The organism is Kitasatospora sp. NPDC004614 (genome assembly GCF_042873675.1).
Taxonomy (GTDB): domain Bacteria; phylum Actinomycetota; class Actinomycetes; order Streptomycetales; family Streptomycetaceae; genus Kitasatospora.
The window spans coordinates 1-13,891 of the sequence record NZ_JBIALR010000017.1; the positions used below are offsets into that span (position 1 = coordinate 1).

Genomic DNA, 13,891 nt, shown 5'->3' on the forward strand with positions numbered 1-13,891 from the left:
GGACTCGACACCCCCACCGCGGGCAACGCCACCGTCGCCGGCCGCGACCTCCTCACCATGACCCCCAAGGACCGGCTGAGCTACCGCCGCGAGGTCGTCGGCTTCATCTGGCAGCAGACCGCACGCAACCTTCTCCCCTTCCTCACCGCCGCCCAGAACGTCGCCCTGCCGATGGAGCTCCGCTCCGGCCACCGCGCCGCCAAACGCCAGCAAGGCCGCGTCACCGAACTCCTGGAAGCCCTGGACATCGCCGAACTGGGCCACCGCCGCCCCGCCGAACTCTCCGGCGGCCAGCAGCAGCGCGTCGCCATCGCCGTCGCACTCGCCAACGACCCCGCCGTGCTGCTCGCCGACGAACCCACCGGCGAACTCGACTCCGAGACCGCCGTCGGCATCTTCGAAGCATTCCGCACCGTCAACCGCGAACTCGGCACCACCGTCGTCGTCGTCACCCACGACCCGATGGTCGCCGGCGAAGTCCGCCGCACGGTCGCCATCCGCGACGGCCGCACCAGCAGCGAAGTCCTCCGCCGCACCGTCACCGACGAGCACGGCCAGGAGACCGTCAGCGAACGCGAATACGTCATGCTCGACCGCACCGGCCGCGTCCAGCTCCCCGCCAAGTTCCTCGCCGCCCTCGGCATGGAACACCGGGTCGCCGCCGACCTCGCCGCGGACCACATCGCCCTGTACCCGGACGACACCGACCAGGACTAACCGCTGGGCGGCGCAGCGCAGTTGGGGTGTGGCCGAGGTGGTGGCGGGCGGTGCGGGCGGTGGGCTTCGCCGGGCCGTGGTCGCGGCTTCCGGATCCGCCCGAGCGCCCGACCGGATCTGTGGATGCGTCAGTAGGAGCGGGGCAGGCCCAGGGTGTGCTGGGCGACGTAGTTGAGGATCATTTCGCGGCTGACGGGGGCGACCCGGCCGACCCGGGTGGCGGTGATCAGGGCGGCGAGGCCGTACTCCTGGGTGAGGCCGTTGCCGCCGAGGGTCTGGACGGCCTGGTCGACGGCTCGGCAGGAGGCTTCGCCAGCCGCGTACTTGGCCATGTTGGCGGCCTCGCCGGCGGCCAGGTCGTCGCCCGCGTCGTAGAGGTGGGCGGCCTTCTGGGTCATCAGGCGGGCGAGTTCGACCTCGATGGCGCACTGGGCGAGCGGGTGCGCGATGCCCTGGTGGGCGCCGATCGGCTTGTCCCAGACGGTGCGGGTGCGGGCGTAGCCGACGGCGGTGTCGAGGGCGTACCGGGCGATGCCGAGGGTGAAGGCGGCGGTCATGATCCGCTCGGGGTTGAGTCCGGCGAACAGTTGCAGCAGCCCGGCGTCCTCGTCGCCGACCAGGGCGCCGGCGGGCAGCCGGACGTCGTCCAGGAAGACCTGGAACTGCCGTTCGGGGGCAGTGAGTTCCATCGGTATGGGGCGGTACTCGAAGCCGGGGGTGTCGCGCGGGACGACGAACAGGGCGGGCTTGAGCTTGCCGGTGCGAGCGTCCTCGGTGCGGCCGACGAACAGGACGGCGTCGGCCTGGTCGATGCCGGAGATGAACACCTTGCGGCCGCTGAGCAGCCAGTCCTCGCCGTCGCGGCGGGCGACGGTGCCGATCCGGTGCGAGTTGGAGCCGGCGTCGGGTTCGGTGATGCCGAACGCCATCACCTTGCTGCCGTCGGCGAGGCCGGGCAGCCAGCGCTGCTTCTGCTCCTCGGTGCCGAACCGGGCGATCACGGTGCCGCAGATCGCGGGCGAGACGATCAGCATCAGCAGTGGGCAGCCGGCCGCGCCCAACTCCTCCAGCACGATGGCGAGTTCGCTGATTCCGGCGCCTCCGCCGCCGTATTCGACGGGCAGGTTGACGCCGAGGTAGCCCAACTTGGCGGCCTCCGACCAGAGTTCCTCGACGGGCTGGTTGGCGCGGGCCTTGCGCTGGAAGTAGTCGCGCCCGTAGCGGCGGCCGAGCGCGGCGACGGCTTCGCGCAGGGCGCGGCGGTCCTCGGACTCGATCAGCGGGGAGGCGGGTAGCGAGGTGGTGCGCGGTGCGGACATCACGGGGTCCTTCCGGGCGGGGTCGCCGGGCGGCGCGGATCGCACAACCGGCTTTCTGTTAAGGGGAGTTGGTTCAGGGTTCGGCGCGGACCACGGCGAGTACGGCGCCGGTCTCGACCTGTTGGCCTACGGTGACGGGGAGTTCGGCGAGCATGCCGTCGGCCGGGGCGGCGACCTGGTGTTCCATCTTCATCGCCTCCAGCCAGAGCAGCGGCTGGCCGGCGGTGACGGGCCGGCCCGCCTCGGCGGCGATCCGGATGACCGTGCCGGGCATCGGGGCGAGCAGTGTTCCGGGGGCCAACTGGGCTGCGGGGTCCGGGAATCGGTCGAGGACGGTCAGGGTGTGGTGTTCGGTCGGGCCGTCCACGAAGACCTGGTCGCCGTGTCGGGCGATCCGGTAGCGGCGGCGCAGCGGGCCGACCGCGAGGTCGACGGATTCGGCGGTGCTGCCGAGGAGTTGGACGTCGGGGTGGTCCTCGGCGAGCAGGCCGTCGCGGGTGAGGCGGTAGCGGACGTCGAGTTCGGTGCCGTCGCCGATGCGGTAGCGCTTGAGTTGCGGCTGGGAGGGGAGGTTGCGCCAGCCGGACGGTCCGGTGCCGGGGTGGCGGGCGGCGTCGGCGAGGGCTGCGGCGAGGGCGGCCAGTGGCGCGGATTTGCCGTCCTGGCCGAGGAGTTGGTCGGCGTGATCGGCGAGGAAGGCGGTGTGTACGGCGCCGTCCAGGAAGGCAGGGTGGCGCAGTGCGCGGACCAGCAGGTCGCGGTTGGTGGCCGGGCCGTGCAGGCGGGTGCGGGCGAGGGCGTCGGCGAGACGGCGGGCGGCGGCGCGGCGGGTGGGGGCCCAGGCGATCACCTTGGCGAGCATGGCGTCGTAGTGGACGGTGATCCGGTCGCCGCAGGTGCTCGTGCCGGCCGCGCTGCCGGTGCCGGTGCGTTCGCCTATTCCGGCGTCCAGGCGCAGGCCGGCGGGGGCCGGGAGGGTGTCGAACTCGACTTCCACGCCCGGGACTTCGAGCAGGTGCACGGTGCCGGTGGCGGGCTGCCAGTCGCGGGTGGGGTCCTCGGCGTACAGCCGGGCCTCGATCGCGCAGCCCTGGGTGGGCGGCGGGGTGGCGGGGAGCTTCTCGCCTTCGGCGACGGCGAGTTGGAGGGCGACCAGGTCGAGTCCGGTGACGGCTTCGGTGACGGGGTGCTCGACCTGGAGGCGGGTGTTCATCTCCAGGAAGGCGAGTCGTCCGTCGGGGGCGAGCAGGAACTCGGCGGTGCCGGCGCCGCGGTAGCCGATGGCGCGGGCGGCGGCGGTGGCGGCGGTGTGCAGGCGGGTGCGGAGTTCGGGGTCGAGGCCGGGGGCGGGGGCTTCCTCGATCACTTTCTGGTGCCGGCGCTGCAACGAGCAGTCGCGGTCGCCGACGGCCCAGACGGTGCCGTGCGCGTCGGCCAGCAGCTGGACCTCCAGGTGCCGGCCGGTGGGCAGGTAGGGCTCGCAGAACACCTCGTCGTCGCCGAACGCGGCCGCCGCCTCGGCCCGGGCGGCGGCCAGCGCGGCGGGCAGTTCGGCAAGGGTGCGCACCACCCGCATGCCGCGTCCGCCGCCGCCGGCCGCGGCCTTGACCAGCAGCGGCAGGTCGGCCTCGGCGGGCTCGGGCCCGACGCTCAGCACGGGGACGCCGGCGGCGGCCATCAGCCGTTTGGCGGCGGTCTTGGAGCCCATGGCGGCGATCGCGGAGGGCGGCGGGCCGACCCAGACCAGTCCGGCGTCCTGGACGGCCCGGGCGAAGCCCGCGTTCTCGGAGAGGAAGCCGTAGCCGGGGTGGACGGCGTCGGCGCCCGCGTCCAGTGCGGCGCGGATCAGCAGGTCGGCGCGCAGGTAGGTGTCGGCGGGCGCGGCGCCGGGCAGCCGGACGGCGGTGTCGGCCTCCCGGACGTGCCGGGCGTCGGCGTCCGGGTCGGCGTACACGGCGACGGTGGCGATGCCGAGGGTGCGGCAGGTGCGGAAGATCCGGCGCGCGATCTCACCGCGGTTGGCCACCAGCACAGAGCTGATCATCCGTCAGTTCGCTTTCGCTGTAGGGAAGTTGACCTTACTGGTGGCGCTACATCCGGAACACGCCGTAGCCGCGGGCGCCTTCGACCGGTCCGCTGTGGATCGCGGAGAGGCAGAGGCCGAGCACCGTCCGGGTGTCGCGCGGGTCGATCACCCCGTCGTCGTAGAGCCGGCCGGACAGGAAGGCGGGCAGCGACTCGGCCTCGATCTGCTGCTCGACCATGGCACGGATGGTGGCGTCGGCGTCCTCGTCGTAGGGCTGGCCCTTGGCGGCGGCGGACTGGCGGGCCACGATCGAGAGCACACCGGCGAGTTGCTGCGGTCCCATCACGGCGGACTTGGCGCTGGGCCAGGCGAACAGGAAGCGCGGGTCGTAGGCGCGGCCGCACATGCCGTAGTGCCCGGCGCCGTAGGAGGCGCCCATCAGGACCGAGATGTGCGGGACGGTGCTGTTCGACACCGCGTTGATCATCATCGCGCCGTGCTTGATGATGCCGCCCTGCTCGTAGTCGCGGCCGACCATGTAGCCGGTGGTGTTGTGCAGGAACAGCAGTGGCCGGTCGCGCTGGTTGGCGAGCTGGATGAACTGGGCCGCCTTCTGCGACTCCTGGCTGAACAGCACGCCCTGCGCGTTCGCCAGGATGCCGACCGGGTACCCGTGGACGGTGGCCCAGCCGGTGGCCAGGCTGCTGCCGTAGAGCGGCTTGAACTCGTCGAAGTCGGAGCCGTCGGCGATCCGGGCGATCACCTCGCGCGGGTCGAACGGCGCCTTCAGGTCGCCGGGGACGATGCCCAGCAGCTCGTCCTCGTCGTACTTCGGCGGCTCGTACCAACTCGTCGGCTGTGGGCCGGACTTGCGCCAGTGCAGCCGGTGCACCACCCGGCGGGCGAGGCGCAGCGCGTCGGGTTCGTCGAGGGCGAGGTGGTCGGCCAGGCCGGAGGTGCGGGCGTGCATCTCGGCGCCGCCGAGGGATTCGTCGTCGGACTCCTCGCCGGTGGCCATCTTGACCAGTGGCGGTCCGCCGAGGAACACCTTGGCCCGCTCCTTGACCATGATGACGTGGTCGGACATGCCGGGCACGTACGCGCCGCCGGCCGTGGAGTTGCCGAACACCACGGCCACGGTGGGGATTCCGGCCGCGGAGAGCCGGGTGAGGTCGCGGAAGAGTGCGCCGCCCGGGATGAAGATCTCCTTCTGGCTGGGCAGGTCCGCGCCGCCGGACTCCACCAGGTTGACCAGCGGCAGCCGGTTGCGCAGCGCGATCTCGTTGGCCCGCAGGGCCTTGCGCAGTGTCCACGGGTTGGACGAACCGCCGCGCACGGTGGGGTCGTTGGCGGTGATCACGCACTCGGTGCCCTCGATCACGCCGATCCCGGTGACCAGCGACGCGCCGACCGGGTAGTCGCTGCCCCAGGCGGCCAGCGGCGACAGTTCGAGGAACGGCGAGTCCGGGTCGATCAGCAGCTCGATCCGCTCGCGGGCCAGCAGTTTGCCCCGACTGCGGTGCCGCTCCACGTACTTGGGCCCGCCGCCGGCCAGCGCCTTGGCGTGCTCGGCGTCCAGCGCGGTGAGCTTCTCCAGCATAGCGGCGCGGTTGGCGGTGTACGCGGGCCCGCTGGTGTCCAGCCGGGTGGGCAGTACGGTCACAGCAGTGCCTCCGGGATGTCGAGGTGCCGGGAGCGCAGCCACTCCCCCAGTGCTTTGGCCTGCGGGTCGAACCGGGCCTGGGCGGCGACGCCCTCGCCGAGCAGGCCGCGGATGGTGAAGTTGACGGCGCGGAGGTTCGGCAGCAGGTGCCGCTCGATGGTCAACTGTGCGGTCTCCGGAAGGAGTTCGCGGAGCCTGTCGATGGTCAGGGTGTGCGCGAGCCAGCGCCAGCCGGCCTCGCTGCGGGCCCACACGCCGAGGTTGGCGTCGCCGCCCTTGTCGCCGCTGCGAGCGCCCACGATCAGGCCGAGCGGGGCCCGGCGGGTCGGGCCCCGCTCGGGCTCCGGCGGCAACTTCGGTTCATCGGGAGCGAGTTGTCCCGATCCCACCCGCCCGGGCTGGACGGCGACGGTGGCGCCGCCGGGCAGGTGGGCCAGGTGATCGACCTCCTTCGCGTCCAACTCCCTTGCCTCGAAGACGCCGTAGGGCGCGGCCGGGGCGGGCGGGGCGGTCAGGTGGAAGCCCGGGTAGCCGGCCAGGCCGAGTTCGACGGCGGCGGCGGTCAGGGCGCGGCCGACCTTGGCCTCCTGCGGATCGCGGGCGGTGAGCCGGAGCAGCGCGCTGGCCCGTTCCTCGGTGTCGGCGTCCGGGTGGTCGGTGCGGGCCAGCGTCCAGCGCAGTTCGGCCGGCGGGTCGGTCAGGGCCCGGGTCAACTGCCGTTGCACGAAGGCCGATTTGGCCTCGATGTCGAGCCCGGTGAGGACGAACTCCAGCTCGTTGCGATAGCCGCCGATCCGGTTCAGCCCGACCTTGAGGGTGGCCGGCGGGGCCTCGCCGCGCACCCCGTCGATCCGCACCCGGTCCGGCCCGTCCTGGGTGAGCGTCACGGTGTCCAGGCGGGCGGTGACGTCTGGGCCGAGGTAGCGCGGTCCGCCTGTCTCGTACAGGAGTTGGGCGGTGACGGTGCCGATGTTCACCACGCCGCCGGTGCCCGGGTGCTTGGTGATGACGCTGCTGCCGTCGACGTGCAGTTCGGCGAGCGGGAAGCCGGGGTGGTCGAGGCCCCCGTCGTCCCCGTGTTCGGCGAAGAACGCGTAGTTCCCGCCGGTGGCCTGCGCCCCGCACTCCAGTACGTGCCCGGCCACCACCGCACCTGCCAGCGCGTCCAGGTCTCCGGGCGTCCACCCGTAGTGCGCGATCCCCGGCCCGACCACCAGCGCGGCATCGGTCACCCGTCCCGTCACCACCACGTCCGCGCCGCCGCGCAGGCACTCGGCGATGCCGAACGCCCCCAGGTACGCGTTGGCGGCGAGCAGCGGGCGCCGCGGGTCCTCGCCCGTCCAGCCGAACTCAGGGGCTCGGGGCAGTAGTTCGTCGCCCGTCAGGTAGCCGATCCGGGCCTGCACGCCCTGCCGGTCGGCGAGTTCCCCGAGCGCTTCGGCCAGCCGCGCCGGATTGAGGCCGCCCGCGTTGACGACGATCCGCACCCCGCGGTCGATCGCCTCCGCGAGGCACTCCTCGGCCTGCCGCAGGAACGTCCGCGCATACCCCCGCTGCGGGTCGCGCAGCCGGTCGCGGGCCAGGATCAGCATCGTCAACTCGGCCAGGTAGTCGCCCGTCAGCACGTCCAGCGGGCCGCCGGTCAGCATCTCCCGGAACGCGGCGAACCTGTCCCCGTAGAACCCCGAAGCATTGCCGATCCGCAGCACGAAGCCTCCCAACTCCCGGCCGTCCGACCACCGTTCGCGATCCGGTCGCGACCGAGCGTGGCACTGGCCCGCCGACAAATCAAGCACGTGTGCTTGTTTTTCTGCCGACAGTGGCCCGCCCGCCCGCCTGTCAAGCAAAACTGACGTTTCGCCGGTTTTGCGGAGGAAATCCACCGGCGAGGAGACGGCCTCGGGCATGCTGAGCCTGCTGTGATCGACCCACCTTCCAGAGGAGCGAGCATGTCGACCATCCCTGCTGATCTGCGGTTTGCCGAGTCCCACGAGTGGGCGCGCCTGGAGGCCGACGGCACCGTGCTGATCGGAATCAGCGACCACGCCCAGAAGGCGCTCGGCGACGTGGTGTTCGTGGAACTGCCGGAGGTGGGGAGGGCCCTCAAGGCCGGCAACCCGGCCGGAGTGGTCGAGTCGGTCAAGGCCGCATCGGACATCTACGCGCCGATCGGCGGCAAGGTGCTCGCCGTCAACGAGGAGTTGAACGAGAGCCCGGAACTCCTCAACGACGAGCCCTACGACGCCTGGATCTTCAAGCTCCAGCCGACCGACAAGTCCGACCTCAAGAACCTGCTGGACGCGGCCGGCTACAAGAAGGTCATCGGCGAATAGCCGTCCGGCCGGACCCGACGGGCCCGGCCGCGGCCCGCACACGGCCGGGGCCCGCGCACAGCTGTCCGGAACTGAGCTCCGCCCCCGGACGTCTTCTCCCGACAACGGCGACCGGTGATCATGAATGCCACCGGCGCCCCCATCGGAGGAGCATCGTGGCTGACGGCAGGTCGGAAACCGGTTCACCCGCGCGGAGACGGTGGTGGCGTCCGACGCTGACCACCCTGTGCGGCCTGCTGCTGCTCGGACCGGCCGCCCTCGCGGCGGTCCGGGTCCTGGGCCTGGACGACGGGACCGTCCTCGCCCTGCCGATGGCCGGGCTGCAGTACGCCGCTCTGCTCACGCTGCTGCTGACGGCGGCGCTGGCCGTGCTGCGCCGCCGCTGGCTCGCAGGCCTGGCGGCCGTCCTGGTCGGGCTGCAACTGTGGTGGCTGGTACCGCGGTTCGTCCCGGACGGGACGGAGGTGCCGGCCGGTGCGCCGCGACTGCGGGTGGCCACCAGCAACGCCTACATGGGCAACATCTCACCGAAGGCGCTGGTCGACCTGGTCCGGTCGCAACGCCTGGACGCGCTGGCGGTCGAGGAGTTGAGCGGTTCGGCGGCGGACGCGCTGGACGCGGCGGGCATCCGCGAGCTGCTTCCGCACCGGGAGCTGCCGGACGGCACCGACACCGCGATCTACACCCGCCTGCCCGTGACGGCGGCCGCCGACCCGGCCTGGCCGACCACCAACGTGACGATCACCGTGGACGGCCGGCCGGTCCAACTCGTGGCGGTGCACACGTACTACCCCCTGGGCGACGCCCGCAAGTGGGCGGCCGGAATGCACGCGCTGCGGGACGCCGTGCCGGGCCGCAACCACAACGCGGTACTGCTGGGCGACTTCAACGCGACCCTCGACCACGCACCGATGCGGAGCCTGCTGGCCACCGGACTGGCGGACACGCACGACGAGTTGGGGGCCGGGCTGTTCCCGACCTGGCCGGAGCACAACCTCGACCTCCCGTACCTGCCGCCGATGCTCCAGATCGACCACGTCCTGCACGGCCCGGCGCTGCTCCCGGTGTCGATCGAGGAACACACCCTGGCCCGGACGGACCACCGCGCGGTGGTGGCCGAACTCGCCGTCCGCGACAGCTGAGCTCCGGAACGACGGGTAGCGTGCGGGGGAAAACGACCAAGCGATTCCGCCGGGCCGCACCACCGGCCGGCGGGCGAGGGAGGGCAACGTGAGCGCGGGTACCGGTCGCAGGCTTGTGCTGGTTCGGCATGCGCAGGCGGAGCGGGAGACGGCGGTCGATCAGGAGCGGCGTCTCGACGGGCCGGGGCGGGCGGAGGCGTTCGCGGCCGGCCGGTGGCTCGCGGGTCGCGGCGTCGCGCCGGATCTCGCGCGGGTGTCCGGCGCCCGGCGGACCAGGGAGACCTGGGAGTGCGTGGCCGCGGCGCTGTCGCGGCTGCCCGAGACGGTCCACGAGCAGGGGCTTTACGACCTCAGCGTGGAGATCCACCGGCGGGCGAACGGTATCGGCGAGCTGGTGACGCTGCTGCGGGAGACGTCCGACGACGTGGACGAGCTGGTCGTGGTCGGGCACAACCCGAGCCTGCCCGAGCTGATCGGGCTTCTCGTCGGACCGGCCGGCGGCGCACTCTCGCAGCGGGTGGCGGATTCCGGGTTCCCGACCGCCTCGGTGGCCGTCCTGGAGTTCGACGGTTCCTGGCAGGACCTCGGGCCCGGCGCCGCACGGATCACCGGCTTCTGGGCGCCGACGCAGGATGCCCGGCCCAGTGGTGGGCCGGGCATCGGGTGACGGGCGGACCGTCAGTCGAGGCAGAACTCGTTGCCCTCGACGTCCCGCATGTTCTGGCAGGACTCGTTGACCCCGTCGGCGATCAGGAGCTGCCCGCGGGTCGCGCCGAGGGCTTCGAGGCGGGCGCATTCGGCTTCGAGAGCGGCGAGGCGCTCCGCGCCGACCAGGCCGGTGCCGATCCGGACGTCGAGGTGGACGCGGTTCTTGACGACCTTGCCCTCGGGGACGCGCTGGAAGTACATCCGCGGGCCGACACCCTCCGGGTCGCTGGCCACGAACCAGGATCCGCGCGTCTCGGCCGGCTGCGCCTCCTGGTACGCGTCCCAGCTGTCGAAGCCCTCCGGCACGGCCGGGGGAACGTAACCGAGCGCCTCGCACCAGAAGCGGCCGACGCGCTCCGGCTCGGCGCAGTCGAAGGTGACCTGGAACTTCTTGACCGTTGGCATCGCGCCACCGTAGCAGCAGCCGATCTTGCCCTCGACCGAATTAAGCGGCGGCGCCGGACAGTTGACGCCAGGCGGGCGTCAGCCGCGGGTGGCCTCGAAGGTCCACACCTCGTCGGCGGCGGTCGGCGCGCTGCCCGCCCGGTAGCCGCCGTGCACGGTGATCCCGGTGAAGCCGGCCCGCTGCAGCATGGTGCGGAACTCCAGGCCGAACCAGAGACGGAGCGGCGACATGTCGGTGCGTCGTGTGATGCTCCGGCATATGGGAACGCTGATCGGCTACTTCGCCGCCACTGACGATGACGACGCCCTGGGGGCGATCGTCCGGGACGACGACGAGCCCTTCGGGGCGGGGTACGACGAGGTGGTGGTGAAGGGCATCGATCCGGTCGTGATGCTCGGGCCCGCCGAGGAGTTGGTGACGGGCCGCTCGCCCGCCGAACTCTGGGCGGACCCGCGGCGCGCGGCGCTGGTCGGCATGATCGAGGACGGCGAGGTGGTGGTGCTGACACTGTCGGACGCGTTCCGGGACGCGCTGGCGCGGCACGAGGACGCCGCGCTGCGCGAGGTCGCCGAACGGTGGGCGGTGGCCGAGGGCGTCCACTACGAGCCGGCCGACCTCGCCGATTTCCTGCGGGAGTTGGCCGGGCTCGCGTCGCGGGCGGTGGCCGGCGGTGCGCGGCTGTACTGCTGGGCCTGCCCCTGAGGGCGGACGGTAGGGTCGGGCGGCATGGCGGTCGATGCGGTGTTGCGTGGTGCGGTGGCCCTGCCGGGCGGGCGGGAGTTGGTGCTCGGGTTCGGGTGGGAGGGGCGCCCGGGTGCGCGCCGCGCGGCGCTGCGGGACGGGGCGCGGCTGGCGGTGTTCGAGCTGGACGCGGTGTTCGGCGGGCGGCCGGAGCCGTCCGTCACCTTTCCGCTGCCGTGGCCGGGCTGGTCGGGCGGGGTGCATTCGGTGAGCCCGGCCGGCGCGTTCGCCGCGTTCTCGGGGCAGCGCGCCGTCCGGGCCGTGAACCGTGACGGCTCGACCCGGTGGGAGTACCGGCATGCCTGCTGGGGGCCGGAGGTGGGGCATCCGCACAGCGGGGACGAGCAGCAGGTGTGCGAGGGTTCCGAGCACGGTTCCTGCCGGGTCTCGGACGACGGCCTGCTGGTGTGGGCGCACGTTCCGGTGTCGGGCCCGGACGAGGACGACTACGCGGAGGCGTGGGTGGTGCTGGACGCCGAGGACGGCCGGGAGCTGGCCCGCCTGCCGCTGGAGTCCGTCGCGGAGGGCTCGCACCAGCAGTCGCACCCGGACACCGGCCACGTGGGCCTGTGCGTCGGCATGGGGCAGGACGGCATCGGCCTGTACTGGGCGCGCTGGGACGGCGAACGGCTGCGCGACGTCCGCGTGGAGGAGGTCGGCGAGCGCATCCTGACCGACGTCCACCCCGAGCGTCCCGCCTACCTGACCGTGCAGCACGACGGCTGGGACGTCCAGCTGCACGACCTGGACGGCACGCTGCTCGCCGAGGGCACACCCCCGCCGTCCACCGACCCGGACAGCCCGGCCGGCTGGGACTGGCAGTGCGGCTTCGTCGACCCGCGCACCGTCCTCGCCTCCACCCTGGACTACGACGACGACGGCGCCCACTGGCTGCTGGACGCCGCCACCCTCACCCTACGCAACCGGCTCACCTACCCGCCCGGCCACACCCCGGGCTACGCCCGCCCCCTCGGCGACGGCACCTGGCTGACCTTCGAACCACGCTCCGGCCTCGTCCACCGCTGGTCGCTCGCGCCCACCGGCTGATCCACGAGCCGCGCCCGGACCGGTCAGAGGAGCCAGAGGCCGAAGCCGGTGACCAGGATGCCGGTGGCGATCAGGAGCGGGCCGAGGAGGTGGTCGCGCGGGCGGTCGGTGCCGGGGCGGATCCGGATGGTGGAGGCCAGGCCGATGCCGAAGAGCAGGACGCCGAGCGGGGTCAGGACCACCCAGAGCAGGGGCGCGACAGCGTAACCGGAGATCATCGGGCCGTCTGCTGGGTGGCGGCCGGTCGGGGGCGCCCGCCGGGCGCAGATGGGGCGTGGGGTGCGGCCATGGTGGGTCCTCCTGCGGTGTTCCGCACGACGCTACCTCCGTCCGTAACAAGACTCCGCCACGGATTGGCAAAGCCTTCACCGCGACCGTCGGGCGGTCGGGCGGGTTCCGGTTTTTGACGGCGCGTCAGCTCGTGCACGCGGTCCAACCGGCGGCGACGGGCGTCGTTCGATTCCCAGCGAACGCCCAGGAAACTCCCGGCCCGCTCGTAGGGGGGTTCCGCGAGGGTTGCGCGGATGGTGAGGAGAACGCGACGAGTGCGCGGCGGCTCTGCGGAGGTCGTGCGCAAAAAGCCCCCGGGCCCGGTCCGGCACCACCTTGCCGAAACCGGGGCCGGGGGCCCGGGGGAAATCGAGGATCAGCCGACCGGGACGGTGGTTGGCGTCGCGTTGACGGCGACGGCCTCCTGCTTCGCGGCGCGGGCCGCGGCCCGGCGGGCGACGAAACGGTTCACCAGGGCGACCGCCACCCAGGCGTAGGCCCAGCCGACCAGCACGTCGATGATGAAGTGCTCGCCGCCGTAGACCAGCGTGAAGCCCATGGCCAGGGGGTACGCGGCGAGCAGCACCCGCAGGGTGCGGCCGGCCCGGGGCCAGAACACCAGGGCGATCATCATCGGGTACGCGGAGTGCAGCGAGGGCATCGCGGCGACGTCGTTGGCGAAGCGGCTGCCGTTCTCGAAGATGGTGCCGGCCCGGTGCAGGCCGCTGTTCTCCAGGACGGCGTTGACTATCCGGTCGACGGCCGGCATGTGGTTCTCGATCCCGGCCAGCCACGGCGGCACGGCCGGGTACAGCACGTAGGTGAGGAAGCCGGCGAAGGTGATGGACAGGTAGCAGGCGAGGAAGTGCCGGAACCGGGTGTGGTCGCGCTTCCAGAGGACGGCGAGTATCACGAACACCGCGAAGAAGTGCGACATGTACACGCCGACTATCGCGTAGTCGTACCACTGCGGCCGGCCTGGGTGGTAGAGCAGGTGCTGAAGGCGCACCGTCCACGTATCGCCGAAGCCGAGGACCTTGTCGAAGGCGAGCTGGGGAGCGTAGTGCGGCTGCCAGGGCGTGTGCGCGCCGTAGCCTCTGAGCAGCGAGTACGCCCAGACCACGGCCATCACCGGCACCCAGTCGCGCAGCACGTACAGCCAGCCCTTGCGGCCGCCGCTGTGCACGGACGCGGCGACCAGCGCGCCGATCAGCCAGAGGAAGACCACGTCGTTGGCGTACGGCAGTCCGTAGACCGCGAGGTACCACCAGAAGGTGAGGGCGAACAGGGGCCAGGCAACGTGCCGGGGGCGGAGTCTGGTCACCAGATTGACCATCAGCGAGCGTGACCGGGCTGCCAAGTGGGACGAGTCGATCATGCGTCACGAAGCTAGCAAGACCGTCTTTGAGAAACCTCGAGCCGCGCGACCGGGCTCCCAGTGAATTCCCAGACGGCACACGGACGGGCCACGAGGGTGAGCCGCCTCCCCCGACGCCCCTCCGGCCCGCCCCGACGCCCC

Annotated in this window: 14 protein-coding genes; 6 read left to right on the plus strand and 8 right to left on the minus strand. The window is 72.5% G+C overall.

What is annotated here, in order from left to right; genetic code table 11:
- Positions 1-717: ABC transporter ATP-binding protein (locus ACFYST_RS28020; RefSeq protein WP_387866273.1), on the plus strand; the 717-nt coding region annotated here is incomplete at its 5' end.
- A 128-nt stretch (positions 718-845) separates the two neighbouring features.
- Here ACFYST_RS28020 and ACFYST_RS28025 read toward each other — a convergent pair.
- The 4 genes from ACFYST_RS28025 to ACFYST_RS28040 all read right to left on the minus strand — a co-directional run bounded on the left by ACFYST_RS28025 (position 846) and on the right by ACFYST_RS28040 (position 7,374).
- Entirely contained in the window at positions 846-2,036 is a 1,191-nt protein-coding gene (locus tag ACFYST_RS28025; protein ID WP_387866276.1) for an acyl-CoA dehydrogenase family protein, read from the minus strand.
- Positions 2,037-2,109: 73 nt separating this feature from the next.
- Positions 2,110-4,080, minus strand: coding sequence for an acetyl/propionyl/methylcrotonyl-CoA carboxylase subunit alpha (locus ACFYST_RS28030; RefSeq protein WP_387866278.1), 1,971 nt, complete (start codon positions 4,078-4,080; stop codon positions 2,110-2,112).
- Positions 4,081-4,126: 46 nt separating this feature from the next.
- Positions 4,127-5,725 carry an acyl-CoA carboxylase subunit beta gene (locus tag ACFYST_RS28035; protein ID WP_387866281.1) on the minus strand — a complete coding sequence of 533 codons (1,599 nt, stop codon included), beginning with the start codon at positions 5,723-5,725 and terminating at the stop codon, positions 4,127-4,129.
- Positions 5,722-7,374, minus strand: a complete 1,653-nt coding sequence (locus ACFYST_RS28040; RefSeq protein WP_387866558.1) for an acyclic terpene utilization AtuA family protein — start codon at positions 7,372-7,374, stop codon at positions 5,722-5,724. Before ACFYST_RS28040 ends, ACFYST_RS28035 begins: the two co-directional genes overlap by 4 nt.
- 300 nt (positions 7,375-7,674) lie before the next feature.
- Here ACFYST_RS28040 and gcvH point away from each other — a divergent pair, with 300 nt between their 5' ends.
- The 3 genes from gcvH (at position 7,675) to ACFYST_RS28055 (ending at position 9,867) form a co-directional block, all read left to right on the plus strand.
- Positions 7,675-8,058, plus strand: coding sequence for a glycine cleavage system protein GcvH (gcvH, locus tag ACFYST_RS28045; protein WP_387641249.1), 384 nt, complete (start codon positions 7,675-7,677; stop codon positions 8,056-8,058).
- A 155-nt stretch (positions 8,059-8,213) separates the two neighbouring features.
- Positions 8,214-9,200 (plus strand): endonuclease/exonuclease/phosphatase family protein, encoded by a 987-nt coding sequence (locus ACFYST_RS28050; protein WP_387866283.1) that lies wholly within the window; start codon positions 8,214-8,216, stop codon positions 9,198-9,200.
- A gap of 88 nt (positions 9,201-9,288) precedes the next feature.
- On the plus strand, positions 9,289-9,867 hold the full coding sequence (locus tag ACFYST_RS28055; RefSeq protein ID WP_387866286.1) for a SixA phosphatase family protein: 579 nt from the start codon (positions 9,289-9,291) through the stop codon (positions 9,865-9,867).
- 11 nt (positions 9,868-9,878) lie between these two features.
- Here ACFYST_RS28055 and ACFYST_RS28060 read toward each other — a convergent pair whose 3' ends face one another.
- Both ACFYST_RS28060 and ACFYST_RS28065 read right to left on the minus strand, forming a co-directional pair.
- Positions 9,879-10,313, minus strand: a complete 435-nt coding sequence (locus ACFYST_RS28060; RefSeq protein ID WP_387866288.1) for a VOC family protein — start codon at positions 10,311-10,313, stop codon at positions 9,879-9,881.
- 78 nt (positions 10,314-10,391) lie between these two features.
- Complete coding sequence (locus ACFYST_RS28065) at positions 10,392-10,544, minus strand: hypothetical protein (RefSeq protein WP_387866289.1); 153 nt, start codon at positions 10,542-10,544, stop codon at positions 10,392-10,394.
- Positions 10,545-10,572: 28 nt separating this feature from the next.
- On the opposite strand from ACFYST_RS28065, the gene ACFYST_RS28070 reads away from it, so the two are divergent.
- Both ACFYST_RS28070 and ACFYST_RS28075 read left to right on the plus strand, forming a co-directional pair.
- Positions 10,573-11,016 carry a hypothetical protein gene (locus ACFYST_RS28070; protein WP_387866291.1) on the plus strand — a complete coding sequence of 148 codons (444 nt, stop codon included), beginning with the start codon at positions 10,573-10,575 and terminating at the stop codon, positions 11,014-11,016.
- Between the two features lie 24 nt (positions 11,017-11,040).
- Positions 11,041-12,102 carry a hypothetical protein gene (locus ACFYST_RS28075; protein ID WP_387866294.1) on the plus strand — a complete coding sequence of 354 codons (1,062 nt, stop codon included), beginning with the start codon at positions 11,041-11,043 and terminating at the stop codon, positions 12,100-12,102.
- A gap of 23 nt (positions 12,103-12,125) precedes the next feature.
- Here the strand turns inward: ACFYST_RS28075 and ACFYST_RS28080 are convergent, their stop codons facing one another.
- Together ACFYST_RS28080 and ACFYST_RS28085 are read right to left on the minus strand one after the other, a co-directional pair.
- Complete coding sequence (locus tag ACFYST_RS28080) at positions 12,126-12,320, minus strand: hypothetical protein (protein WP_387641232.1); 195 nt, start codon at positions 12,318-12,320, stop codon at positions 12,126-12,128.
- Between the two features lie 428 nt (positions 12,321-12,748).
- A complete protein-coding gene (locus tag ACFYST_RS28085) occupies positions 12,749-13,750 on the minus strand; it encodes a phosphatase PAP2 family protein (protein ID WP_387866297.1) in 1,002 nt (333 codons plus the stop codon).
- Positions 13,751-13,891: the final 141 nt, after the last annotated feature.